The organism is Neorhizobium petrolearium (assembly GCF_017873175.1).
Classification (GTDB): domain Bacteria; phylum Pseudomonadota; class Alphaproteobacteria; order Rhizobiales; family Rhizobiaceae; genus Neorhizobium; species Neorhizobium petrolearium.
The window spans coordinates 35,223-57,481 of record NZ_JAGGJW010000001.1 but is presented as its reverse complement, the minus strand read 5'-3'; the positions used below and the strand labels follow the sequence as shown (position 1 = coordinate 57,481).

Here is a 22,259-nt window from a genome sequence, read left to right as displayed (position 1 = left end):
TTAATCCTTTGTTGAGCAGATGAGGGCAGTTTGAGGTACTCTATGAGCCGTTGCTTGTGTTGGCCCTACCAAATCCATATAGCTGCCATATGTCAGGCGGGCGCGCGAAGCGACCATAACCTCCCTATACACTATTCGTGAAGTTCAAGTATCCATGCCCACCCTCTATCATCACCCCATGTCTACGGCCTCCCGCTTCGTTCGGCTGATCCTTGCCGAATACGGTTTCCAGGCGGATCTGGTCGAAGAGCAGCCCTGGGAAAAGCGCCGTGAATTCCTGACACTCAATCCTGCAGGCACGCTTCCCGTCTATGTGGACGACAGCATGCGGGTACTTTGTGGCCCTTCCGTGCTCATGGAATTTCTCGATGAGACGCATGGCGTCCTGAAACGCGACCGGCGACTGCTTGCCGAAGATCCGTGGCAGCGCGCCGAAATCCGCCGCCTTACCGAATGGTTCCTGCAGAAGATGGAACAGGACGTGACGAGGCCGCTGAGCCGCGAACGCATCTACAAACTGCAGATGAGTGCGGCCCACGGCGGCGGCGCGCCGGATTCGAAGGTGTTGCGTACCTCCCGCGCCAATATCCGCCAGCATATGAAATATCTCTCCTGGCTTGCCGGCTCGCGCCCATGGCTGGCGGGGGACCGCCTGAGCTATGCGGATCTCGCGGCCGCTGCCTGCATTTCCGTGCTAGACTATCTTGGTGAGATTGACTGGTCGGATACGCCGGTCGCCAAGGAATGGTATCAGCGGCTGAAATCGCGCCCTTCTTTCCGGCCGCTGCTCGCCGAGCGCATCCGCGGACTGACCCCGGTATCCCATTATGCGGACCTTGATTTCTGACGATAACCGAGAAGCTGAAAAAGCGCTGCGACGGCGGGAGAAGCTGACCGCCTTCATTCAAGTGGAGGCGAAAAGCCAGGGCTTCGATCTCTGCCGTGTCACGGGACCCGACAGCATTCCGCGGGCGCCGGAGCGGCTTGAGGTTTTTCTTGCCGAAGGCCACCATGGCACGATGGACTGGATGGCCGAGACCAGACTGCGCCGCGCCGATCCGAAAGTGCTGTGGTCGGAGGTCCGGTCCATCGTCATGTTCGGGCTGAATTACGGCCCGGATGAAGATCCGCGCGGAATTCTCGACAGACCGGACAAGGCGGCGATCTCGGTCTATGCCCGCAACCGCGACTATCACGACCTCATCAAGGGCCGGCTGAAGGAGATTGCCACCCGTTTCGCCGCCCGCGCCGGGGAAGACGTGAAGGTGTTCGTCGACACGGCGCCCGTCATGGAAAAACCGCTGGCGGAGGCGGCCGGTCTCGGCTGGCAGGGCAAGCATACCAATCTCGTCAGCCGGACCCATGGTTCCTGGCTTTTTCTCGGTAGCCTTTTCACCACCGCCGAACTCATCAAAGACGAGCCGGAGACGGATCATTGCGGCTCCTGCCGCGCCTGTCTCGATGCCTGCCCGACAGCGGCTTTCCCGGCCCCCTACCGGCTCGATGCGCGCCGCTGCATCTCCTATCTCACGATCGAGCATAAAGGGCCGATCGCCCCGGAATTCCGGCCGCTGATCGGCAACCGCGTCTATGGCTGCGACGACTGTCTTGCCGCCTGCCCCTGGAACAAGTTCGCGGCAAGCGCCTTCGAGATGAAGCTGAAGGCCCGCGAGGACTTGAAGGAGCCCTCCATCGCCTTCCTGCTGACGCTGGACGACGCCACGTTCCGCACCTTTTTCAGCGGTTCGCCGGTGAAACGCATCGGTCGCGACCGGTTCATCCGCAACGTGCTGATCGCCGCCGGCAATTCCGGCGACGCCAGCCTCATCGCCCGATGCCGCGAACTTTCGGGCGACCCCTCGCCCGTGGTGCGCGGCATGGCTATATGGGCTCTGAGACGGCTGATGCCGGATGGGGATTTTGCACGGTTCGCGCAAACGCGCGGAATCGAGGAAGACCCGGAAGTGTTGGAAGAGTGGCGACTGGCGGGAGTAGACTGATGCGGCTGATGATCTTCGGATGCGGTTATTCCGGCCAGGCGATCGCCGAGGAATTCAAAAGAGATGGCGCCAAGGTCTCCGGCACCGCCAGAACTGCCGAGAAAGTGGCAGAGCTCTCCTCCAAGGATATCCGAGCCTTCATCTTCGACGGCGGCTCGTTCAGCGATGAACTGCTGGCCGAACTGAAGCAAGTCACGCATCTCGTGCAATCCGTCCCGCCGGGCTCGGAGGGTGACCCGCTGCTGAAGCTCATGAAGGGCAGGCTCGCCGAACTCTGCCCCAGGCTTGAATGGATCGGTTATCTCTCCACCGCCGGCGTCTACGGCGATCATGGCGGCGACTGGGTGACGGAAGAAACTCCCGGCAGTCCGATCCTGGGTCGTTCGATCGAACGGGTCGATACCGAGGAGGCCTGGACTGCTGAGGGAGAGGCCGCCGGCGTGCCGGTCGCTATCCTGCGCCTTTCCGGCATCTATGGCCCCGATCGTAACGCCTTCGTCAACCTCGAACGCGGTACAGCGCGGCGCATCGTCAAGAAGGATCAGGTCTTCAATCGCATCCGCGTCGAGGATATCGGCGGCGCCGCGCTCTTTCTCGCAAAGCGCAAGATGGGCGGCATATATAATGTCACTGATGACGAGCCCGGCCCGGCCCAGGATGTCATCGTCGAAGCTGCCCGGCTGATGGGTGTAGAACCGCCTCCGGAACAGGATTTCGAAACCGCCGAAATGACGCCCATGGCACGCTCATTCTACGGCGCCAACAAGCGCGTTTCGAATGCCAAGATCCGTGCCGCGGGCTTTGAATTCCGCTTTCCCAATTACCGCGTGTCGCTGGCCGAGTTGTGGTCTACCGGACGTTGGAAAGGATAATTTTCCCATCTTAAAACGGTTGAAATTTCCATCCTTACCGGAAAATCTGGTTATTCTTTTTTAAGATATGTGGCGCAAGGCCGTAAAATTTGCCTGAATGAGGCAAGGAATCGCGCATTACGACAAATTTTTTCTGCGATTTTCGTGATCAGGTCAGCCGCATGATTCTTCCGGGAATACCATTCCGGTTTCCCTCTGTTTTTAAATGTTTTCTTCCATAAAAGCTTAGCTGGCTTCTTAAAAAGATCGACTGCAATGTAATCACGAATGTTACATCTTGTAATATTCCGTGATCAAAAAGCCCACTTTTCCGCCATTTTTCGCCCCGCTTAGCCATTTTGCACGCAACGTGCAGGGACAAACGACGGGGACGACGAACTTGAAGAAAATTCGACGCTCGATTTGCGCCGCGGCTGCCACTGCTGCTTTTGCACTCCTTGGCTCCGCAGAGGCTAACGCTGCGCCCGGATGTGGTCACGCATCCTGGTACGCTCTGACTTCCAAGACGGCATCCGGGGAACGGATGAATCCTTCGAAACTGACCGCAGCCCACCGCTCGCTGCCTTTCGGCACGAAGGTGAAGGTCACCAACAAACGCAACGGCAAGAGTGTGATCGTACGCATCAACGACCGCGGGCCTTTCATCCGTGGCCGGGTGATCGATGTCTCCAAGGCCGCCGCGCAGAACATCGGCATGGTCCGCTCCGGCACGGCGCAGGTCTGTTACCAGATTATCACCGCCGACAACCAGAAGATCCCGGGCAAGGGTCTTAAGGACATCGACGGCTGAGGCGCGCGGCGCCCGGCTCTTGCCCTTTGCGTCATTCGCCGTTACGAGCCGTTCCATACGGGTTCAACCGAAACGGAGATTGACATGCGACTGGGCGGGCGAGTGGCCGGAGCCATCGAGGTATTGGCCGACATCGAGACGCGAAAGCGCCCTGTCGCCGATGCTCTCAAGGACTGGGGTCTCGCGCACCGTTTCGCCGGATCCGGCGATCGTGCCGCAATTGGCAATATCGTCTATGACGCGCTCCGCATGCGGCTTTCGCATGCCTGGCTGATGGGCGACGAGAGCCCGACCGCCCTCGCTTACGCAGTCCTCATCCGGCAATGGGGCCTCACGCTCGAGGCACTCCAGCCCGAGTTCGCTGATGACCGCTTTGCGCCGCCGGCCCTGACCGAGGCGAACCTTTCGGCCCTTGCCTCCCGCAATCTCGAAGATGCGCCGCTCCATGTGCAGGGCGACATCCCGGACTGGAGCCAGCCATCCTTCGAGGCCAATTTCGGCGAGGACTGGCTTGTCGAGGCCAAGGCGCTGGCCGGTCGGCCGACCCTCGATCTCCGCGCCAACACGTTGAAGGCGAGCCGGGAGAAGGTCGTCAAGGCGCTGGAACGCTCAGGCGCGAAACCGTCGCGCATCGCCCGCAATGGCGTCCGCATCGCCGCCGGTGAAGGAGCGTCCCGACTTCCGAACGTCACGGCCGAGCTTTCATTTCAGAAGGGTTGGTTCGAAGTGCAGGACGAGGGATCGCAGATCGTCGCCGATCTCGTGCAACCCGGCGAGCACGACCAGGTGCTCGACTATTGCGCCGGTGGCGGCGGAAAGACACTCGCGATGGCGGCTGCCATGCACAATAAGGGCCAGATCCACGCCTATGACGCCGACCGCAAGCGGCTGGCGCCGATCATCGAACGTCTGCGCCGCGCCGGCACCCGCAACGTGCAGGTTCATGACGATGTCCATCAGCTTGATCCGCTGAAAGGCAAGCTCGACGCCGTGCTTGTCGACGCCCCCTGCACCGGCACCGGTACCTGGCGTCGCCGGCCGGACACGAAATGGCGGCTGACGCCGAAAAACCTCGACGAGCGCGTCGCCCAGCAACAGGAGGCGCTCTCGGAAGCTGCAACCTTCGTGAAGCCCGGCGGCGCGCTGCTTTACGTCACCTGTTCCATCCTGCCGGAGGAGAACGACGCCCAGGTTTCACGCTTCTGCGCGGAACATCCGGAATTCTCGATCGCGCCGGCTGCTCAGGAATGGAGCAAGCTCTTCGGACAAGACGCCCCGTCGCCGCGCTTCAAAGAGGCACTCACTGTCACCTTGACCCCCGCAAGTACCGATACGGACGGATTCTTTTTCTGCCGGATGCAACGCAAGGCTTGATCAGGGCTTGATCAAAGTCAAAACCGCGTTCGACTTTCAAACCATTCTAAACTAGATTGTTTGACACCAGTTTCCATTTGCGCGATGTAGCCCAGACGGCCGGTAGATCCGGGCCGTGAAGGAGAGGGATATGATCCGCAAGACCGTTTTCGGCGCCGCGCTGGCGCTTCTTACCACCTCTGCGGCGTTCACCGTTACGCCTGCCCAGGCTGCCGATTCCGCATCCGTTGTAAAGCATTATGCCGAACTGGCACATGCGAAATACGAGGACTCGCTGACGACTGCGCAAGCTCTCGACAAAGCGATCGATGCGCTGATCGCCAAGCCAAGCCAGGAGACTCTCAAGGCCGCCAAGGATGCGTGGATCGCTGCCCGTATTCCCTACCAGCAGACGGAAGTCTATCGTTTCGGCAATCCGATCGTCGATGAGTGGGAAGGCAAGGTGAATGCCTGGCCGCTGGATGAAGGACTGATCGATTATGTCGACGTGTCCTACGGCACGGAAAGCGACGAGAACGAACTTTATATAGCCAATGTGATCGCCAATCCGAAGATCAAGATCAACGGCGAAGAGTTCGACACCACCAACATCACGCCCGAGACGATCCAGGGCCTGCACGAGGCCGGCGAGATCGAGGCGAATGTCGCGACCGGCTACCACGCCGTCGAGTTCCTGCTCTGGGGACAGGATCTCAACGGCACCGGTCCAGGCGCCGGCGAGCGCCCCTATACGGATTACGACGAGGCCAATTGCACCCACGGCAATTGCGACCGCCGCGCCGCCTATCTCAAGGCTGCATCGACGCTGCTCGTCTCCGACCTTGGCGATATGGTGGCGGCCTGGGCTCCGGACGGCGAGGCCACCAAGCATGTCGAGGCCGATCCCAAGGCTGGTCTTACCGCAATCCTGACCGGCATGGGTTCGCTCTCCTACGGCGAACTCGCAGGCGAGCGTATGAAGCTCGGCCTGCTTCTCCATGATCCGGAAGAAGAACACGATTGCTTCTCGGACAATACCTATGCCTCGCATCTGAACGACGCGATCGGCATCAAGTCCGCCTATACCGGCGAATATGTCCGTGTCGACGGCACCAAGATGACTGGTCCTTCGCTCTCCGAACTGGTCGCTGCCAATGACAAGGCGCTTGACACGGAAATGAAGGGCAAGCTCAACGCGACGCTTGCCGCCATGAACGCCATGGCCGACCGTGCCAAGAAGATCGAGGCTTATGACCAGATGATCGGCGAGGGCAATTCGCAGGGCAATGCGGTCGTCCAGAAGGCGATCGACGGTCTGATCGACCAGACCAAGACGATCGAGCGCGTCGTCGCCGCGCTCGACCTCGGCACGGTCGAGCTCGAAGGGTCCGACAGCCTCGACAATCCCGACGCCGTCTTCAAATAAGAGATGAAAAGGCGGGCCGCCTCCGGTTTCGGTGCGCGGCCCGATGATCCATGAGAGCGTCCAGGTCCCTTGTCCTTATGCTGCCGGTTCTTTCGGGCGCCCTCGTTCTGACCTCGCTGATCGCCATCAGCGGGGGCGTAGCATTTCCGACGACGCGCACGGACCTCGATCCAAAGGACCAGAGGCGCGTCGAGGCCGTCACCAAGTTCACGACGGATTTCACCAAACCCGAACAGTTCGAGCCGATGGCAGGCGGGGCGGCGACCAGTCGCGCCATCGTCAATGGCGACGCTTTCTCGCATTTTTCCGCAAACCTCAGCTTCGAGGAAGAGCAGACCTTCAAACTCGGCAATGCGCTTTTCAAGAAGCTTTGGGTTCCGCCCCCCTCTTCCACCCAGGCCTCCGACGGGCTCGGACCGCTCTTCAACGCCCGTGCATGCCAGAGCTGCCACCTGAAGGATGGTCGCGGTCATCCGCCGGAAGGTTCCGCCGATGCGACCTCGATGTTTCTCAGGCTCGCGCGCCCGGCCCGCACCGAGGACGAGCGCAAGGCGGTCGCGGACCACCGGAAGCTCAATTTTCCCGATGCCGTGTATGGCGAGCAGTTGCAGGATCTTGCCGTGCAGGGCCTGAAGATCGAGGGGAAGATGCAGGTCTCCTATCAGGAGATTCCTGTGACGCTTGCCGGTGGCGAGATCGCGCACCTGCGCAAGCCGGCCTATTCCGTCACCGATCTTGGTCATGGACCTCTGGAAGGTGACGTGACGCTGTCGCCGCGCGTCGCTCCGCCGATGATCGGCCTCGGCCTCATCCAGGCGATCCACGAAGCCGACATTATCGCCAAAGCCGATCCCGCGGACCGGGACGGCAACGGCATTTCAGGCCGGCCGGCACTCACGCGCGACCACAGGACCGGCGAACTGAAGCTCGGCCGCTTCGGCTTCAAGGCGCAGAATGCGACAATCCGCGACCAGAGTTCATCCGCCTTCGTGGGCGACCTCGGCATCTCCACGCCCGACAATCCGTCCGACTATGGCGACTGCACCAAGGCGGAGGCGGAATGCCTTGCCCAGCCGACCGGCGTGCAGCCGCGGCTCGGCCCGTTCGAAGCGCCGGATCCGGTCCTTCCACTCGTCACCTTCTACTCGGAAAACCTCGCCGTACCGGCCCGCCGCAATGTCGGTGACAAAACGGTGCTGAAGGGCAAGGCGCTCTTCTATCGGTCCGGCTGCACCGCCTGCCACACGCCGAAATTCGTCACCCGCCGCGACGCCGTCAACAAGGCGCATGCCTTCCAGCTCATCTGGCCCTATTCGGATTTCCTGCTGCATGATATGGGCGAAGGCTTGGCCGACGGCCAGCAGGTGGGGGTCGCCAACGGCCGGGAATGGCGCACACAGCCGCTCTGGGGCATCGGACTGACCGAGACCGTCAACGGCCACGCCTTCTTCCTGCATGACGGGCGGGCGCGCAATCTCACCGAGGCCATCCTCTGGCACGGCGGCGAAGCTCAGATGGCGCGCGACGCCTTCGCCGCTCTTCCCGGGGACGACCGTGCCGCCCTGATCACATTCCTGGAGTCACTCTGATGCGCACAATTCTCGCTGCCGGCCTCATCTTACTCCTGCCGATCTCGACATTCGCCCAGGAGGCTGACACCGCATCCGCCGTCACCCTTCCCGAGGCGGACGTCACCAGGGTGATGACCGCTGCGGTCGACCAGTTCATCCGGCCGGGTTATGATGCCTTCCAGGCATCTGCGGAAAAGATGACTGCCAGCATGAAGACGCTTTGCGATGCGCCTTCGACGGAAAATTACGATACCACCAAGGCCACCTTTCGCGATGCGGCCGTGAGCTGGGCGCATATCGAAGTGGTGCGCGTCGGACCGGTGATTGAACAATACCGCTTCGAACGCATCCTCTTTTATCCCGACCGCAAGAGCACCGGCCTGAAGCAGGTTCAGGGCATTCTAGCGAAGTCGGACGAAACGGCGACCGATCCGACGACGCTCGCCACCAAGAGCGTGGCGACACAGGGTTTTGGAGCACTGGAATATCTTCTGTTCGGTGCCGGCTCCGAAACGCTTTCGACCGAGAAGAACGGCTTCCGCTGCCGTTACGCGGCGGCCATCGCCGGCAATATCACCAATGTCGCCAAGGAATTGTCCGACATATGGGACGCGCCGGCCGGCATACAGACGACCTGGGAGCAGCCGGGGCCAGACAATCCGGTCTTCCGCACCGGCGGCGAGGCGATCACCGCACTGCTCGGCATCCTCGTCCATGGAGCAGAGACGGTTCGTGACCAGCGCATCGAGACTTTCTACAAGGGGGCAGACAAGGCGAAATTCCCGAAACAGGCGCTGTTCTGGCGGTCGGAGAACACCTGGCCAATGATCCAGGGCAATCTCGAAGGCCTTTCGGCACTGCTCGATACATCCGGCATGGTGGACCTCCTGCCGGAGAAAGACCGCCCGGTGGTCACCGCAACCCAGGCGCAGTTGAAATCGATGGTCGAACTGGCCGGTACCGTTACCCCTGATCTGGGAAAGGCGGTCGAAGATCCGGCCGAACGCAAGAAGCTCGATGCGCTGCTCGCCGACGGCAAGGCCATCATCGCCAAGCTGAACGACGGTTACGGCGGGGCGATCGGCCTGAGCTCCGGCTTCTCCTTCTCGGACGGGGATTGAGTACATGGCCTGGTGCGGCGAGACCATCGACCGGCGCGGTTTCCTCAAGGCGGCGGGGATCACTTTCACCGCCGCCCTTTCTCCGCGCGCGCTGATGGCGCTCGAACGCGCCGACGCGGTCTATGCCTCGGGTTTCCGCTCACCGGACGGCTCGTTCGGCATCGCCACGGTTTCCGAGCGCGGCGAAATCATCGACCGCGTAGCGCTACCGGCCCGCGCCCATGGCATGGCCTATAGCGCCGCCGCCGGCCGCGCCGTCGCCTTCGGCCGCCGCCCCGGCAAATTCGCAATGGTCTTCGATCCCGCCGGCCGGGCCGAGCCGATCATCGTCACTTCGCCGGAAGGCCGGCATTTTTACGGCCATGGGCATTTTTCACCGGATGGCCGATTGCTCTATGCCAGCGAGAACGATTTCGACGGCAATCGCGGCATGATCGGCATCTACGATGCCCGCGACGAATTCCGCCGCATCGGCGAGTTCGACGCCCACGGCATCGGCACGCATGACATGACCGTCTCCGACGATGGCAAACTCCTCGTCATCGCCAACGGCGGCATCGAGACACATCCGGATTTCGGCCGCACCAAACTCAATCTCGACTGCATGGAACCGTCGCTGGTGCTCATCGATGCGAGGACCGGCGCGTTGATCCAACGACACGGCCTGCCGGCCTCGCTTCGCCAGCTCTCCACCCGGCATCTCGACATGGATGGCAATGGCCGCATATGGTTCGCCTGCCAGTGGGAAGGCGCGCGCAACGCGATGCCGCCGCTTGCCGGATGGTTTTCAAAGGGCGAGGATATCGCCCTTCTCTCCCTGCCGGAAGAAACCACGGTCCGGCTCGGCAATTATGTCGGAGCGATCGCCGTCAACCGCCGCGAGGGATTGGTGGGCCTCACCTCACCCGTCGGCGGGACGGCCGTGACGCTCGATGCAAAAACCGGCGTCGTGCTGAAGGAAGAAGCTGTCCGCAATGCCGCCGGCGTTGCACCCGCTGCTCGTGGCATCGCCGTTTCCTCCTATGATGGGCAATTCAACCAGACACGCAGCCAGGTCGCGTGGGATCAGCATATCACTCTACTAAAATAGCCTTTACTCAAATTAAGCCAGCCCTAAGTCACAGGGCATGCGTAAAATTGCCAGTGCGTTTTTCTTCGTCGTCGCATGCCTTGCCATAGGTGCATTCAGCCGCATCGCGAATACGCCGGGTGATTGGTACCGGTCTTTGGACAAGCCGGTCTTTCACCCGCCGGACTGGCTCTTTGCCCCTGTCTGGGCCGGACTTTACATCCTGATCGGCCTTGCGTTTGCCGAAACATGGCTCGACCGCAGCAGGCCCCGCATGCGCCGCCTGATCGTCTTCGCGATCCAGGGTATCCTCAACATCCTCTGGTTGCCGGCCTTTTTCGGCATGCACAGCCCTGACCTCGGCCTCATCGTTATCGTGTCAATGCTGGCCTTCATCCTGCTGTTCATTGTAATAAGCTGGCGGCCGAACCGCACGGCGGCCCTGCTGTTCATCCCCTATGCACTCTGGGTCGCCTTCGTCGCACTGCTCAATCTTTCAATCGTTGTTCTAAACTAATCCAAAAGTCATCCCTCTCCGCTTGCCGAACACGTTTCCCCGTGCCAATTTCGCAGTTGCGAAAGGGAGAAACATGAGCGGGAGAGACACAGGAGATTTCCGCGAGCGGGTGCGCCACAGCTTTGGGCGGCAAGGCGCGATGGCCATGCTCGGTGCTGAACTGACGCGCGTCGAACCGGCCATGGTGGAAATAGAACTGCCCTTCGATGCCAAGCTCACGCAGCAGCACGGCTTCCTGCATGCCGGCGTTATTTCCGCCGCGCTCGATTCCGCCTGCGGTTATGCCGCCTATACCGTCATCGAGCCGGAAGCCTCCATTCTGACGATCGAATTCAAGGTGAACCTGATGTCGCCCGGGCGCGGCGAGCGCTTCCTCTTCCGCGGCGAAATCACCAAGCCGGGCTCCACGATCATCGTGGCAGACGGCCGCGCCTATGCAATCGGCGACGGGCCGGCCAAGCTCATCGCGTCCATGACCGGCACGATGATGGTGATCCGTGGGCGAGAGGACGTGATGGGATGACGCCTTCGCTTCTCCTGGGTGAGCCGGCGGTTGCCGGCGGCAAATCCATTCTCTTCGTCATGGCCGTGGATGCAGAATACGGCCCGGCGCTCAAATCCCGCATCAAGCCGTTGATGACCGGAGTCGGCCCCGTCGAGGCAGCAACGGTGCTCTCCCATGCGCTGACCAGGTTCGACACTGCCGACAAACTTCCCGATCTCGTCGTTTCACTCGGCTCGGCGGGCTCCCGAAGCCTCGAACAGACGGAAATCTACCAGGTCTCCTCCGTCGCCTATCGCGATATGGACGCCTCGCCGCTCGGTTTCGAAAAGGGCCGCACGCCCTTCCTGGACCATCCGGCGGTCATACCGCTTCCCTTTCGCATCCCCGGCATTCCGGAAGCCTCGCTGTCCACCGGCGGCAACATCATCTCCGGTGCGATCTACGATCTGATCGAGGCCGATATGGTCGACATGGAGACTTTTGCCGTCATGCGGTGCTGCCAACTCTTCTCTATTCCGCTGATCGGGCTGCGCGGCATTTCCGACGGCAAGCAAGAGCTGAAGCATGTCAGCAACTGGACCGAATATCTGCATGTCATCGACGAGAAGCTGGCAGGTGCGATCGATCGCCTCGTGAGAGCCTTGGAAAGCGGCGAATTGGCTCTCTGATCCGGTTGCACAAAACGCAACTTTTCTTTAAAGGCTCGGCATGACCCAGACAGTTCATCCCGACAGCATTCTCATCATCGATTTCGGCAGCCAGGTGACGCAGCTGATCGCGCGTCGCATACGCGAATCCGGCGTCTATTGCGAAATCCACCCCTTCCAGAACGCGGAAGCCGCGTTCAAGAAACTCCAGCCCAAGGGCGTCATCTTCTCCGGCGGCCCGGCCTCGGTCACCACCGAAGGCAGCCCGCGCGCTCCGCAGGTGGTGTTCGAGCACAATGTGCCGATCCTCGGCATCTGCTACGGCCAGCAGACGATGGCGACCCAGCTCGGCGGTGTGGTCGAGGGCGGCCATGCAGCGGAGTTCGGCCGGGCCGACGTCGAGATCAAGAAGGCGAGCCCGCTGTTCGACGGTTTCTGGGAAGTGGGCGGGCGTTATCCCGTGTGGATGAGCCATGGCGACCGCGTCACGCAGTTGCCCGAGGGCTTCGAGGTCATCGCCACCTCCGAGAACGCGCCCTTCGCGATCGCTGCCGACGAAGGCCGCCACTATTATTCGACCATGTTCCACCCGGAAGTGGTGCACACACCGGATGGCGCCAAGCTGCTCTCCAACTTCGTGCACAAGATCGTCGGGCTGAAATCGGACTGGACGATGTCGGCCTACCGCGCCGAGATGATCCGCAAGATTCGCGAACAGGTCGGCGATGGCCGCGTGCTCTGTGCCCTTTCCGGTGGGGTCGACTCCTCCGTCGCTGCCGTGCTGATCCACGAGGCGATCGGCGACCAGCTCACCTGCGTCTTCGTCGATCACGGCCTGATGCGCCTCAACGAGGCCGAAGAAGTGGTCAAGATGTTCCGTGACCACTACAACCTGCCGCTCGTGCATGTGGATGCCTCCGACCTGTTTCTTACCGAGCTTGCCGGCGTTTCCGACCCGGAAGTGAAGCGCAAGACGATCGGCCGGCTGTTCATCGAAGTCTTCGAAGCGGAAGCCAAAAAGATCGCCGAGGACGGCAAGGGCGCGCCGGCCTTTCTCGCACAGGGCACGCTCTATCCGGACGTGATCGAAAGCGTCTCCTTCTCCGGCGGCCCTTCGGTGACGATCAAGAGCCACCACAATGTCGGCGGCCTGCCCGAGCGCATGAACATGAAGCTCGTCGAGCCGCTGCGCGAACTCTTCAAGGACGAGGTGCGCGCGCTCGGCCGCGAACTCGGCCTGCCGGACCACTTCATCGGCCGTCATCCCTTCCCCGGCCCGGGGCTTGCGATCCGCTGCCCGGGCGGCGTGACCCGCGAAAAGCTCGACATCCTGCGCAAGGCGGATGCAATCTATCTCGATGAGATCCGCAAGGCCGGCCTCTACGATACGATCTGGCAGGCATTTGCCGTGCTGCTTCCGGTACAGACGGTCGGCGTGATGGGCGACTACCGCACCTACGACTTCGTCTGTGCATTGCGCGCGGTTACCTCGGTCGATGGCATGACGGCGGATTTCTACCCCTACGACATGAATTTCCTCGGCCGAACGGCCACCCGCATCATCAACGAAGTGCGCGGCATCAACCGCGTCGTTTACGACGTGACATCCAAGCCGCCCGGCACGATCGAGTGGGAGTGAAGGGGGCGTAGTTTCGGATACAGCCGGATACTCCTTCGTAGAATTGGCGGAATGTATACTTCGATAGGCGATGACGGTTCGGAATAGATACGAACACACATCGATAGCTTTCAATGCCAACTGATTGCTAGCCTTGCGGGAACGGCCTCGGCTTTGCATCAAGGCCGTTCCCGCAATTGCCAAAAGCAAATCACCCCAAGCAATGCCGGTTGCGCTTAATCACTATTGCGGTGTCAGCACGATGCGGTCGTTCAGATTGCGGCTCTCCATCCGTTCGTGAGCGGTCACCGCCTCACTGAAGGGGAGCACATCGACGGGAGTGTAGCACAGTCCTGAGGCTATCGCTTTCACGGCTGCCTCAAGGCCTGGTCGAATTGCCTCTGGATGCGACGGCAGAAAAGCTCCTGCATTGAAGCCGGCCACCGTCATGCTGCCCAACCAGAGGTCGTTCGTCTTGACGGCATGGGCCCAGTCACCGCTGGCATTGCCGGCCACGATGAGACGGCTGCCCGGCTTCATCAATGCAGAGCTTTGGTCTCGGACGGTTCCGCCGACGGGATCGATGATGACATCGAACCTTTCGCCTGCGAGGACGCCGGGCAACTCTGCTGAGTCGATGATCCAATCATAGGGCAGTTTCGTGTTCGCCGCGGCTTCCAGCTTGCCCGAGCGGACTGTGCCCACGACCCGTGAAGCGCCGAGCTGCCTTGCGATGCCGGGGAATGCGGAGGCGAGGCCGCCGAGTGCGCCGTGCACCAGCACGCTTTCTCCCTCAACGAGCTTGGCAACCAGAGTCAGCGCGACGTGGGCCATCGCGGCGTTGGGGATCATCGCGACAGCGAGAGCAGGATCGACATTGGAGTCTTCGATCGACACGACGCCGCCAACGGTCGCGATATACACCGTGGCATACCCGCCGGTGCCAGCGCCAGCCGACGTCGACACGACCTTCTCGCCGACAGCAAAACCTGTCACGCCATCACCCAACGCTCGTACAGTTCCGGCCACCTCAAGGCCGGGAACGAACGGCGGTTGCGCATGGCGCGCCTTGCCAGTTGTGCTTGCCAATTGTGGTAGGGACGTCGGCAGGATTGATCAGGGGGCTTTCGAAGAGCCTTGCCCGGCACACGCAATGTCGTGCGATATGGTTAGAACGCGCTTTTGCAATCGTGGTGCAACGAAATCGAGGAAGGCGCGCAATTTCAACGGCTGCTGCTGGTGCGGGGCATGGACCAGGTGCACGGGCATCGGTGGAGGTGCCCGATCCATCAATATCGGCAACAGTAAACCCGCCCTGATGCTTGCTACCGCCTGGTAGGAAAGCACACGGGCAATTCCGACGCCCGCGATCGCGCCGGCTACGACGCCTTCCGCGGTGTTGACCGAGAAGCGTGGGTTAATCGTCACTTGCTGCTGGGTATTTCCTTCGACGAACGGCCATTCCCGGTAGCGCTGAAGTCCTTCGAACGCGATGCAGTCGTGTTGGGCCAGTGCATTGGGCGTCTCCGGCTTGCCCCGCCGTTCAAAATAATCCGGGCTGGCGCAGATGACCCATAGGATCTCGCCGACCCTGCGTGCGACCAGAGCACTATCCGGCAGGCGACCGATCCTGACCGCGACGTCGACATGGCTTTCGACGAGATCAATGACGCTGTCGGACAGCACAAGGCGCACTGTCACGTCGGGATAGGCGGCAAGAAAATCGTGGACGATCGGCGCGACATTGAGTGTACCGAACGCGATCGGCGCCGTGACGAGCAATTCGCCGCGCGGTGCACGATACTCGCCGGAGGCAGCGCGCTCCGCTTCGGACAATTCCTCAAGCACCCTCCGAGCCGAAGCGACATAAGCCGTACCAGCCTCGGTGAGCAGGAGTTTGCGGCTTGTGCGAACGACGAGTTGCGAACCGAGAAAGGTCTCGAGATCGGAAACGCGGCGGCTGACGGTGGGAAGGGGTACGTTGAGGGATCGGGCCGCTGCCGACAGGCTTCCGCCATCGATTGCCGCGACCAGCGTGCGCATCGCCTCGAACCTGTCCATAGTCCCTCTCGTTTTGCGGAAGTGAGGCTTTCGAACTTAGCAGCTGCCTACAGAATGCGGAAGGGGCTACTCCTATCCCACCACAGCAAGACAACCCGTCCAGGAGAAACGCCCATGTCACGCATTCCTACCCCCGCCGTCGCCCAAGCCCCCGAAAAATCCCAGCCCCTGCTTGCGGCGGTCCAAAAGCAACTCGGCACCGTGCCGAACCTGTTTCGTATCGTCGCCAACAGCCCGGCAGCACTGGAAGGCTATCTCGGCCTCTCCGGCGCCCTTGGCAAAGGGGCGCTAGCCGCGCAGACCCGCGAGCGGATTGCGCTGGCGATCGCCGAGGTGAATGATTGCGGCTACTGCTTGTCCGCCCACACTTACATCGCCCGCAACCTCGCCAAGCTCGATGACGCGGAAATCACCGCCAACCGCAACGGTGCCTCCAACGATGTCAAGGCGGATGCCGCCGTGCGCTTCGCCGTCAAGCTGGCCCGCGGACGCGGACAGGCAAGCGATGCCGATATCGCGGCGCTCAAGGATACCGGATACTCCAATGCGGAGATCGTCGAAATCATCGCCCATGTCGCGCTCAATACCTTCACCAACTACGTCAATGAAGCGCTGAAGACCGAAATCGACTTCCCGGTCGTGACGGTTCGCACGACCGCCGCAGCCTGATCCTTCCCACAAGTCAGGCACCAAACAATGCCGGCGCGCAGCCGCGCCTGCAAACCCTTCCGCACACCTTCAAATCAAGGAGACTTCCGATGACCATTCGCTTCAACACCGTCGATGTCGATGGCCTCAAGCTGTTCTACCGCGAGGCCGGCGATGTGAGCCGCCCCACCGTGCTGCTGCTGCATGGTTTCCCAAGCGCCAGCCACATGTTCCGCGAGCTGATCCCCGAACTCTCGGATAGCTATCACGTTGTTGCGCCGGACCTGCCCGGCTTCGGCATGACCGAACAGCCGTCCCGCGACCAGTTCGGCTACACTTTCGAGAACATCACCAATGTCGTGGACCGCTTTACCGAGGTTCTCGGTCTGACCAAGTTCGCCATCTACGTGTTCGACTATGGCGCTCCGGTCGGCTTCCGGCTGGCGGTCAAGCACCCCGAGCGGATCACCGCGATCGTGACACAGAACGGCAACACCTATGTCGAAGGTGTGTCGGGCGCCTTCGCGCCGGTGATGGCGTATTGGAACGAGCCGACTCAGGCCAACCGGGACGCGCTACGAGGCTTCCTGGCGCCCGAGACGACCCTCTTCCAGTACACGCACGGGGTCGATGATCCGACAAAGGTCTCGCCCGACGGCCGCAACCTTGATGATTTCTATCTGTCGCGGCCCGGCAACGACGAAATCCAGCTCGACCTGCTGCTCGATTACCAGACCAATGTCGCGCTCTACGACACCATCCAGGCCTACCTGCGCGCGCATCAACCGCCGGTGTTGGCGATCTGGGGCAAGAACGATCCGTTCTTCATTCCGCCGGGTGCCCAGTCATTCAAGCGCGATGTGCCGGCGGCGGACGTTCGCTTTGTCGAGAGCGGACACTTCGCGCTCGAAACCCATGCCGTTGAGATCGGCGCGGCGATGCGAGAGTTCCTCGCCAAGCACATCGACTGATTGCCCATCCGGGCGTCGCCTGTTCTGCGGCGCCTGGACTTTTGAATTCAAGGAGACGGCGTCGACCGTCCGAGACCGGAGACCGATGATGACCAGCGCCCGAGACGTGGTTCGCGACTTCTACGACAAGCTTTCCAAAGGTGACGCGCCCGGCGCGCTCGGCCTTATGGCATCCGACATCGAGTGGACGACGATGTGGCACTACAAGGTGGACGGGCGTGGCCCGGAGAAGGTCGCCGAGGGCCTTTTCAAGCCGCTGATGGCGGAATGGTCGAGCTTCTCGCTGGTGCCGACCGAATTTATAACTGAGAACGAAACGGTCGTTTCGCTCGGAGATTTCACTGGCGTCCACGGCTCGACCGGTAAGACGTCGAACGCCCGCTACGCCCATGTCTGGACGGTTCGTAACGGCAAGATCACCAGCTTCCGTCAGTATATCGACACGCTGGCCATCGCCGAGGCTCGCGTCTGATGGAGCGCGTAGCGATCATCACTGGCGCCAGTCGTGGTATCGGCCGCGCAACGGCCGTCCGGCTGGCTCGCGACTTCAGCGGCCTGGTGCTGGTGGCACGAACCCGGGAGACCTTGGCCGAGACGGCCGAGACAGTCCGGGCCGCAGGAGCAACGCCGCTTCTTCTGGTCTACGACCTGCGCCAGCCGGATGCGGCTGGAGCCGTCGTCGCAGCGACGCTCGAGCTCTTCGGTAGGATCGACGCCGTCGCCTGCATCGCCGGCGCTGTTCCACAGGCTGATATGTTCGCACTGACCGACGAACAATGGAACGACGGATTGGCGCTCAAATTCCACTCCGCCCGGCGTTTGACACTAGCGGCATGGGATGCGCTCAAGGCGACGCGTGGCTCGGTCGCGATCACGTCGGGTACGTCAGCCTATACGCCCAAGGCGTCGCTCGCCGCCGTCGGTACCATCAATGCGGCGATCCTTGCGCTGGCCAAGGCCTTCGCCGATCGGGGCATCGAAGACGGGGTGCAGGTCAACACGATCCTGCCCGGATCGGTCATGACCGACCGCCGCCTGACGATGCTTCAGGGCTATGCCGACTCGCACGGTCTCTCGCTCGATGCGGCAATCGATCGGTTCGCGGCCGAGGTGGGCATCGCCCGCTTTGGGCAACCGGAAGACATCGCCAACGCGATAGCCTTCCTCTTCGCGGCCGAAAGCCATTGGATCACCGGCGCGGCACTCCGCGTCGACGGCGGCGAAACGAAGGTGCTTTGACCTTGCGGGTGAGTGCCGGACGGCGCGGCCGGCCTGCCTGGCTTGGCCGTATTCCAAAAGGCTCGCTGGCCGTGGTCGCCAGCGAGCCTTTTCAATTTCGGAAGCGTTCTTCCGGCGCGTCAGGCGCCAGCCGACCTGGCGGCCATGGTCGCCTTGGCCCACCAGAGCAGTTCGTCCAGAGCCGTCGTCGTCGACGGCAGCAGATTTGACCCGATTTCCTCGATGGGCTTGTTGCCGAAGGCCGGATGTACGGCGAAGAAATCGCTCCCGCCTATATGGGCGGTCGCATGCGTCGAAACCATCTGAAGCTCGACCGCGATCAAGCGAAGATGCTCGATCGCCCGCACGCCGCCCGTGCCGCCATAACCGATGGCGGTAAACGGCTTGCGGATCCACTCCTTGTAGGCCTGGTCGAGCGCGTTCTTCAGAACGCCGGTGATCGAGTGGTTATATTCCGCGGTGACGAAAATGTAGCCGTCGAAGCGGGCGATCGTTTCCTGCCAGCGGATCGCCTCGGAATTCTGGCTCGACGCCCACATGTTGGAGGCTATCTCATCGAAGAATGGTAGCGGATGGTCGCGCAGATCGACCAGCTCCACATCCATGTCACCGCGGGCCTGAGCCTGCTTCAGGATCCATTGTGCCGGCACATCGGCAAATCGCGTGGGCCGCGTGGAGCCGACGATGACGGCAATGCGGGGTTTGGTACTCATGCTGTCCTCATATATGCTGGTATCTCAGAGTAACCAGATTACGAGGAGTGTTCATGCCGGGACAAGGAGGCACCTTGGCGAAACCAGATATCCACGAGGATACCGCCCGGTGCGAACACATCAGTCGGATACTCGCACGGATCAGTGACAAGTGGACCCTGCTGGTGGTTCGCGTGCTCGGGCATGGGCCGCGTCGTTTCAACGCGTTACGCCGCGAAGTCGGCGAGATCAGCCAGAAGGTGCTGGCATCGACCCTGCGGGAGCTCGAGCAAAACGGCTTCGTTTCTCGCACGGTCACGCCGGTCAACCCGCCCCAGGTGGAATACGCCCTGACTGAACTGGGGCATGAGTTCCTGATGCCCGTGCAGGCATTGGCGGAGTGGGTCGTCGAGAACGCACCGCGTATGGATGTGGCACGCGACGCATATCTCAAACGTCGCGCGGAAGACTGATTCTTGGCTGGCGCCACGATGATCAGCCATCACACGCGCCGCTTCCGTAAAGCGATAGGAAGGGTTCCGAAGTCAGGCGCTACTGGCGAATAACGGAAAGTTCTACATGGATATCGAAGGAGATAATCATGAAGAACAGTCATTTCATTAAGAACCCCGACGCTCTGGCAGCCCTCTCGCCGGAGCAGTATCGAGTGACGCAGGAGAACGGCACCGAGCGGCCGTTCGTGAATGCGTATTGGGACAACAAGGAGCCCGGAATCTACGTGGACGTCGTTTCCGGCGAGCCGCTCTTCGCATCGGTGAACAAGTTCGAGAGCCGCTCTGGCTGGCCGAGCTTCACCAGGCCGATCGAAGGCGCGACGATCGTCGAACATGTCGACGACAGCCATGGAATGCGTCGGACCGAGGTTCGGTCCGGCGGCGGCGACAGTCATCTCGGCCACCTCTTTCCGGACGGTCCGGCGGCGGATGGCGGGATGCGTTACTGCGTCAACTCGGCGTCTCTGCGCTTCATTCGTCTCAATGATCTCGAGGCCGAAGGCTACGGGGAATACCGGCGGCTGTTCGAGAACGAAGGAAAGGTTTGAATCATGTCAGACAAAATACAACGCGCCGTTCTCGCCGGCGGCTGTTTCTGGGGCATGCAGGATCTGATCCGCAAGCAACCGGGTGTCGTCGGCACACGCGTCGGCTATTCGGGCGGCGACGTGCCCAACGCCACCTACCGCAACCATGGCGCCCATGCCGAGGCGATCGAGATCATCTTCGATCCCGATCTGACAAGCTATCGGCAGATCCTCGAGTTCTTTTTCCAGATACACGATCCGACCACGAAAAACCGCCAGGGCAACGATGTCGGCGCCAGCTATCGTTCCGCGATCTTCTACGCGGATGACGCGCAGAGGGCGGAGGCGGAGGAGACGATCGCCGATGTGGAGGCGTCGGGGTTGTGGCCCGGCAAGGTCGTCACCGAGGTCTCGCCCTTGGGGGATTTCTGGGAAGCCGAGCCCGAGCATCAGGATTATCTGGAGCGTATCCCGCACGGCTACACCTGCCACTTCATCCGACCAGGCTGGAAGCTGCCGCGTCGCGTCGATGCAGCCTGAGACTTAAGACGACGCTGGATTAACGAATGAGACAGCGCCGGAAGTCCGCAAGGGGCTTCCGGCGCTTCTCGATCACCGCCCGCGGGGGCTTCGTCAGAAAACATGGGGATTCTCGGAAGCGCGCTGGCAACGGGGCGACCGGCTGACTTCTCTTGTTACGTCCGGATCGCACCCGTGGGTCCAAACCGCTCTGTCCGCACGTTGCTCGCCCTATGGCCCATCCCGACGAGGTGCTCGGCAATCGTTTCGACGAATGCCGTTGGCCCGCATACGTAGACGTCCGGATCTCCCGCAGGAGTGAATTGCCAGCGTGTCAACATCACGCGGTCGATCCTGCCTCGCTCTCCGGTCCACCCCGATGGAGCATTGCGGGTCAGCGTGTGCGTGAGCGTGAATTGGGCGGTCTGTTCGGCAAGCCGATCAAGTTCGCTGCGATAGATGATCTGGTCGATGCTCCTGGATGAATAGAGCAGGCGGGCAGGCTGCGTCGCGCCGGCAGCATCGCGCGAACGCAACATGGACATCAGTGGCACGATACCCGAGCCGCCCGCGATCAGAAGCAATCCGTAGTCATGCGCCGCAGACCAGGCGAAATAGCCCCCGATCGGTCCGCGGATCTCGATCTGGTCACCGACGCGCAACTCCTCATGGAGAAAGCCCGAGACCTCCCCATCGGGCACGGCGTCGACGGTCAGTTCGACAAGCGGCCCCGAACCGGCACCGGAGGCGATCGAATAGCTGCGTTGCGCGACATAGCCGTCCTCGGCGGTGAGGCGCAGGTCGACATGCTGACCACCAAGATGCCCGGGCCAGCCCGGCACATCGAAGGTGATCGTCTTGACCGTCGCCGTCTCGTTGCGGATCGCCGCCACCGTGGCGACGCGCCACTGCGCGGATGCCGTCGTCAGGTCGATCATTGATCGCCCTCGTAGCGCTGCTCGCGCCAGGGATCGCCGCGGAGATGATAGCCTTGCGATTCCCAGAAGCCGGGCGAATCCGCGTCGCGAAAAGCAAGGCGCCGCACCCACTTTGCACTCTTGCAGAAATAGAGGTGTGGCACGAGCAGGCGGGCCGGGCCACCATGGGATGGCAGCAACGGCAGATCGTCAAAATGGGTCGCAATCATCGCACGCGCCTCGATCAGATCGGCGACGAGCAGGTTGGTCGTGTATCCCCCATCGCAATGCGCCAAGAGGAAGTCGGTCGGCGCGGCATCCAACCCGGCGGCGCGCAAGAGGTCGTCGATGGTGACCCCCCGCCAGCGCGTATCGAACTTCGACCATTTGGTGACACAGTGGATGTCGGAGGTGATTTCGGTCTGCGGCAGGGCCTCGAACTGCTCCCAGCTCCATTTGCCCAGTATCGAGCCGCCGTGTTGAAGTACAAGGCTCCAGTTATTGAGCTTTGTGTGTTGCGTTGGTCCGGCGGTCAGCACGGGAAATTCCGGTGTCAGGAACTGGCCGGGCGGTAGTCGCAGGCGATCAGCGTCTCCGCCGCGGCGCTTGCCTTTGAAGCCTCTCGTCACAAGCATTGTCTGTCCCTCCTGGGTAAATAGTTGCAGAAATGGGTTGATGCCG

The 22,259-nt window shown here is 61.7% G+C and carries 25 protein-coding genes; 20 read left to right on the top strand and 5 right to left on the bottom strand.

All coding sequences use genetic code 11. The annotated features are described in order from the left end of the window. Nucleotides 1-154: 154 nt before the first annotated feature. The 13 genes from J2046_RS00320 (at nt 155) to guaA (ending at nt 13,510) form a co-directional block, all read left to right on the top strand. Nucleotides 155-847 (top strand): glutathione S-transferase family protein, encoded by a 693-nt coding sequence (locus J2046_RS00320; protein ID WP_037160063.1) that lies wholly within the window; start codon nt 155-157, stop codon nt 845-847. Then, nucleotides 828-2,000, top strand: coding sequence for a tRNA epoxyqueuosine(34) reductase QueG (queG, locus tag J2046_RS00315; protein ID WP_411828443.1), 1,173 nt, complete (start codon nt 828-830; stop codon nt 1,998-2,000). The genes J2046_RS00320 and queG overlap by 20 nt, the downstream gene beginning before the upstream one ends. After that, nucleotides 2,000-2,872 (top strand): SDR family oxidoreductase, encoded by an 873-nt coding sequence (locus tag J2046_RS00310; RefSeq protein WP_210047696.1) that lies wholly within the window; start codon nt 2,000-2,002, stop codon nt 2,870-2,872. Before queG ends, J2046_RS00310 begins: the two co-directional genes overlap by 1 nt. A 379-nt stretch (nt 2,873-3,251) precedes the next feature. Next, complete coding sequence (locus J2046_RS00305) at nt 3,252-3,662, top strand: septal ring lytic transglycosylase RlpA family protein (RefSeq protein ID WP_052183180.1); 411 nt, start codon at nt 3,252-3,254, stop codon at nt 3,660-3,662. A gap of 84 nt (nt 3,663-3,746) precedes the next feature. After that, nucleotides 3,747-5,036: an RsmB/NOP family class I SAM-dependent RNA methyltransferase gene (locus J2046_RS00300; protein ID WP_210047695.1), complete on the top strand. Its 1,290-nt coding sequence runs from the start codon at nt 3,747-3,749 to the stop codon at nt 5,034-5,036. 130 nt (nt 5,037-5,166) lie between these two features. Further along, nucleotides 5,167-6,441 carry an imelysin family protein gene (locus J2046_RS00295; RefSeq protein ID WP_210047693.1) on the top strand — a complete coding sequence of 425 codons (1,275 nt, stop codon included), beginning with the start codon at nt 5,167-5,169 and terminating at the stop codon, nt 6,439-6,441. A gap of 50 nt (nt 6,442-6,491) precedes the next feature. Beyond that, nucleotides 6,492-8,030: a di-heme oxidoreductase family protein gene (locus tag J2046_RS00290; protein WP_210047692.1), complete on the top strand. Its 1,539-nt coding sequence runs from the start codon at nt 6,492-6,494 to the stop codon at nt 8,028-8,030. Beyond that, nucleotides 8,030-9,133, top strand: coding sequence for an imelysin family protein (locus J2046_RS00285; RefSeq protein WP_210047691.1), 1,104 nt, complete (start codon nt 8,030-8,032; stop codon nt 9,131-9,133). Before J2046_RS00290 ends, J2046_RS00285 begins: the two co-directional genes overlap by 1 nt. Before the next feature lie 4 nt (nt 9,134-9,137). Continuing rightward, nucleotides 9,138-10,223, top strand: coding sequence for a DUF1513 domain-containing protein (locus J2046_RS00280; protein ID WP_210047690.1), 1,086 nt, complete (start codon nt 9,138-9,140; stop codon nt 10,221-10,223). A gap of 37 nt (nt 10,224-10,260) precedes the next feature. Then, the gene (locus tag J2046_RS00275; protein WP_210047687.1) at nt 10,261-10,719 is read left to right on the top strand and encodes a TspO/MBR family protein; all 459 of its coding nucleotides are present in this window, start codon (nt 10,261-10,263) and stop codon (nt 10,717-10,719) included. A 73-nt stretch (nt 10,720-10,792) separates the two neighbouring features. Continuing rightward, on the top strand, nt 10,793-11,242 hold the full coding sequence (locus tag J2046_RS00270; protein ID WP_037159409.1) for a PaaI family thioesterase: 450 nt from the start codon (nt 10,793-10,795) through the stop codon (nt 11,240-11,242). Continuing rightward, entirely contained in the window at nt 11,239-11,892 is a 654-nt protein-coding gene (locus tag J2046_RS00265) for a 5'-methylthioadenosine/S-adenosylhomocysteine nucleosidase (RefSeq protein ID WP_210047685.1), read from the top strand. Before J2046_RS00270 ends, J2046_RS00265 begins: the two co-directional genes overlap by 4 nt. Before the next feature lie 40 nt (nt 11,893-11,932). Continuing rightward, the gene (gene guaA, locus J2046_RS00260) at nt 11,933-13,510 is read left to right on the top strand and encodes a glutamine-hydrolyzing GMP synthase (protein WP_210047683.1); all 1,578 of its coding nucleotides are present in this window, start codon (nt 11,933-11,935) and stop codon (nt 13,508-13,510) included. 222 nt (nt 13,511-13,732) lie between these two features. On the opposite strand, the gene J2046_RS00255 is transcribed toward guaA, so the two are convergent. Both J2046_RS00255 and J2046_RS00250 read right to left on the bottom strand, forming a co-directional pair. Continuing rightward, complete coding sequence (locus tag J2046_RS00255) at nt 13,733-14,578, bottom strand: zinc-binding dehydrogenase (protein WP_210047677.1); 846 nt, start codon at nt 14,576-14,578, stop codon at nt 13,733-13,735. Nucleotides 14,579-14,605: 27 nt separating this feature from the next. After that, nucleotides 14,606-15,550 carry a LysR substrate-binding domain-containing protein gene (locus J2046_RS00250; protein WP_210047676.1) on the bottom strand — a complete coding sequence of 315 codons (945 nt, stop codon included), beginning with the start codon at nt 15,548-15,550 and terminating at the stop codon, nt 14,606-14,608. 114 nt (nt 15,551-15,664) lie between these two features. On the opposite strand from J2046_RS00250, the gene J2046_RS00245 reads away from it, so the two are divergent. The 4 genes from J2046_RS00245 to J2046_RS00230 all read left to right on the top strand — a co-directional run bounded on the left by J2046_RS00245 (nt 15,665) and on the right by J2046_RS00230 (nt 18,408). Next, nucleotides 15,665-16,219: a carboxymuconolactone decarboxylase family protein gene (locus J2046_RS00245; protein ID WP_210047675.1), complete on the top strand. Its 555-nt coding sequence runs from the start codon at nt 15,665-15,667 to the stop codon at nt 16,217-16,219. 89 nt (nt 16,220-16,308) lie between these two features. After that, complete coding sequence (locus J2046_RS00240) at nt 16,309-17,169, top strand: alpha/beta fold hydrolase (protein ID WP_210047674.1); 861 nt, start codon at nt 16,309-16,311, stop codon at nt 17,167-17,169. An 88-nt stretch (nt 17,170-17,257) separates the two neighbouring features. Further along, the gene (locus tag J2046_RS00235; RefSeq protein WP_210047673.1) at nt 17,258-17,641 is read left to right on the top strand and encodes a nuclear transport factor 2 family protein; all 384 of its coding nucleotides are present in this window, start codon (nt 17,258-17,260) and stop codon (nt 17,639-17,641) included. After that, nucleotides 17,638-18,408 carry an SDR family oxidoreductase gene (locus J2046_RS00230; RefSeq protein ID WP_210049704.1) on the top strand — a complete coding sequence of 257 codons (771 nt, stop codon included), beginning with the start codon at nt 17,638-17,640 and terminating at the stop codon, nt 18,406-18,408. The genes J2046_RS00235 and J2046_RS00230 overlap by 4 nt, the downstream gene beginning before the upstream one ends. Before the next feature lie 119 nt (nt 18,409-18,527). On the opposite strand, the gene J2046_RS00225 is transcribed toward J2046_RS00230, so the two are convergent. Next, nucleotides 18,528-19,121: an NADPH-dependent FMN reductase gene (locus J2046_RS00225; protein WP_210047671.1), complete on the bottom strand. Its 594-nt coding sequence runs from the start codon at nt 19,119-19,121 to the stop codon at nt 18,528-18,530. 74 nt (nt 19,122-19,195) lie between these two features. On the opposite strand from J2046_RS00225, the gene J2046_RS00220 reads away from it, so the two are divergent. The 3 genes from J2046_RS00220 (at nt 19,196) to msrA (ending at nt 20,682) form a co-directional block, all read left to right on the top strand. Continuing rightward, nucleotides 19,196-19,573 (top strand): winged helix-turn-helix transcriptional regulator, encoded by a 378-nt coding sequence (locus J2046_RS00220; protein ID WP_233469457.1) that lies wholly within the window; start codon nt 19,196-19,198, stop codon nt 19,571-19,573. 128 nt (nt 19,574-19,701) lie between these two features. Further along, complete coding sequence (gene msrB / locus J2046_RS00215) at nt 19,702-20,163, top strand: peptide-methionine (R)-S-oxide reductase MsrB (RefSeq protein ID WP_210047668.1); 462 nt, start codon at nt 19,702-19,704, stop codon at nt 20,161-20,163. A 3-nt stretch (nt 20,164-20,166) separates the two neighbouring features. Then, the gene (gene msrA / locus J2046_RS00210) at nt 20,167-20,682 is read left to right on the top strand and encodes a peptide-methionine (S)-S-oxide reductase MsrA (protein WP_210047665.1); all 516 of its coding nucleotides are present in this window, start codon (nt 20,167-20,169) and stop codon (nt 20,680-20,682) included. A 155-nt stretch (nt 20,683-20,837) separates the two neighbouring features. Here the strand turns inward: msrA and J2046_RS00205 are convergent, their stop codons facing one another. Further along, complete coding sequence (locus tag J2046_RS00205) at nt 20,838-21,599, bottom strand: ferredoxin reductase (RefSeq protein WP_210047663.1); 762 nt, start codon at nt 21,597-21,599, stop codon at nt 20,838-20,840. Continuing rightward, complete coding sequence (locus J2046_RS00200; RefSeq protein ID WP_210047661.1) at nt 21,596-22,213, bottom strand: molybdopterin-dependent oxidoreductase; 618 nt, start codon at nt 22,211-22,213, stop codon at nt 21,596-21,598. Before J2046_RS00200 ends, J2046_RS00205 begins: the two co-directional genes overlap by 4 nt. Nucleotides 22,214-22,259: the final 46 nt, after the last annotated feature.

What these genes read in the sequence shown, in the direction of transcription:
- J2046_RS00320 (WP_037160063.1), top strand. Translation starts at nt 155, where the DNA reads ATGCCCACCCTCTATCATCACCCCATGTCTACGGCCTCCCGCTTCGTT.
- queG (WP_411828443.1), top strand. Translation starts at nt 828, where the DNA reads ATGCGGACCTTGATTTCTGACGATAACCGAGAAGCTGAAAAAGCGCTG.
- J2046_RS00310 (WP_210047696.1), top strand. Translation starts at nt 2,000, where the DNA reads ATGCGGCTGATGATCTTCGGATGCGGTTATTCCGGCCAGGCGATCGCC.
- J2046_RS00300 (WP_210047695.1), top strand. Translation starts at nt 3,747, where the DNA reads ATGCGACTGGGCGGGCGAGTGGCCGGAGCCATCGAGGTATTGGCCGAC.
- J2046_RS00295 (WP_210047693.1), top strand. Translation starts at nt 5,167, where the DNA reads ATGATCCGCAAGACCGTTTTCGGCGCCGCGCTGGCGCTTCTTACCACC.
- J2046_RS00290 (WP_210047692.1), top strand. Translation starts at nt 6,492, where the DNA reads ATGAGAGCGTCCAGGTCCCTTGTCCTTATGCTGCCGGTTCTTTCGGGC.
- J2046_RS00285 (WP_210047691.1), top strand. Translation starts at nt 8,030, where the DNA reads ATGCGCACAATTCTCGCTGCCGGCCTCATCTTACTCCTGCCGATCTCG.
- J2046_RS00280 (WP_210047690.1), top strand. Translation starts at nt 9,138, where the DNA reads ATGGCCTGGTGCGGCGAGACCATCGACCGGCGCGGTTTCCTCAAGGCG.
- J2046_RS00275 (WP_210047687.1), top strand. Translation starts at nt 10,261, where the DNA reads ATGCGTAAAATTGCCAGTGCGTTTTTCTTCGTCGTCGCATGCCTTGCC.
- J2046_RS00270 (WP_037159409.1), top strand. Translation starts at nt 10,793, where the DNA reads ATGAGCGGGAGAGACACAGGAGATTTCCGCGAGCGGGTGCGCCACAGC.
- J2046_RS00265 (WP_210047685.1), top strand. Translation starts at nt 11,239, where the DNA reads ATGACGCCTTCGCTTCTCCTGGGTGAGCCGGCGGTTGCCGGCGGCAAA.
- guaA (WP_210047683.1), top strand. Translation starts at nt 11,933, where the DNA reads ATGACCCAGACAGTTCATCCCGACAGCATTCTCATCATCGATTTCGGC.
- J2046_RS00250 (WP_210047676.1), bottom strand. Translation starts at nt 15,550, where the DNA reads ATGGACAGGTTCGAGGCGATGCGCACGCTGGTCGCGGCAATCGATGGC.
- J2046_RS00245 (WP_210047675.1), top strand. Translation starts at nt 15,665, where the DNA reads ATGTCACGCATTCCTACCCCCGCCGTCGCCCAAGCCCCCGAAAAATCC.
- J2046_RS00240 (WP_210047674.1), top strand. Translation starts at nt 16,309, where the DNA reads ATGACCATTCGCTTCAACACCGTCGATGTCGATGGCCTCAAGCTGTTC.
- J2046_RS00235 (WP_210047673.1), top strand. Translation starts at nt 17,258, where the DNA reads ATGACCAGCGCCCGAGACGTGGTTCGCGACTTCTACGACAAGCTTTCC.
- J2046_RS00225 (WP_210047671.1), bottom strand. Translation starts at nt 19,121, where the DNA reads ATGAGTACCAAACCCCGCATTGCCGTCATCGTCGGCTCCACGCGGCCC.
- msrB (WP_210047668.1), top strand. Translation starts at nt 19,702, where the DNA reads ATGAAGAACAGTCATTTCATTAAGAACCCCGACGCTCTGGCAGCCCTC.
- msrA (WP_210047665.1), top strand. Translation starts at nt 20,167, where the DNA reads ATGTCAGACAAAATACAACGCGCCGTTCTCGCCGGCGGCTGTTTCTGG.
- J2046_RS00205 (WP_210047663.1), bottom strand. Translation starts at nt 21,599, where the DNA reads ATGATCGACCTGACGACGGCATCCGCGCAGTGGCGCGTCGCCACGGTG.
- J2046_RS00200 (WP_210047661.1), bottom strand. Translation starts at nt 22,213, where the DNA reads ATGCTTGTGACGAGAGGCTTCAAAGGCAAGCGCCGCGGCGGAGACGCT.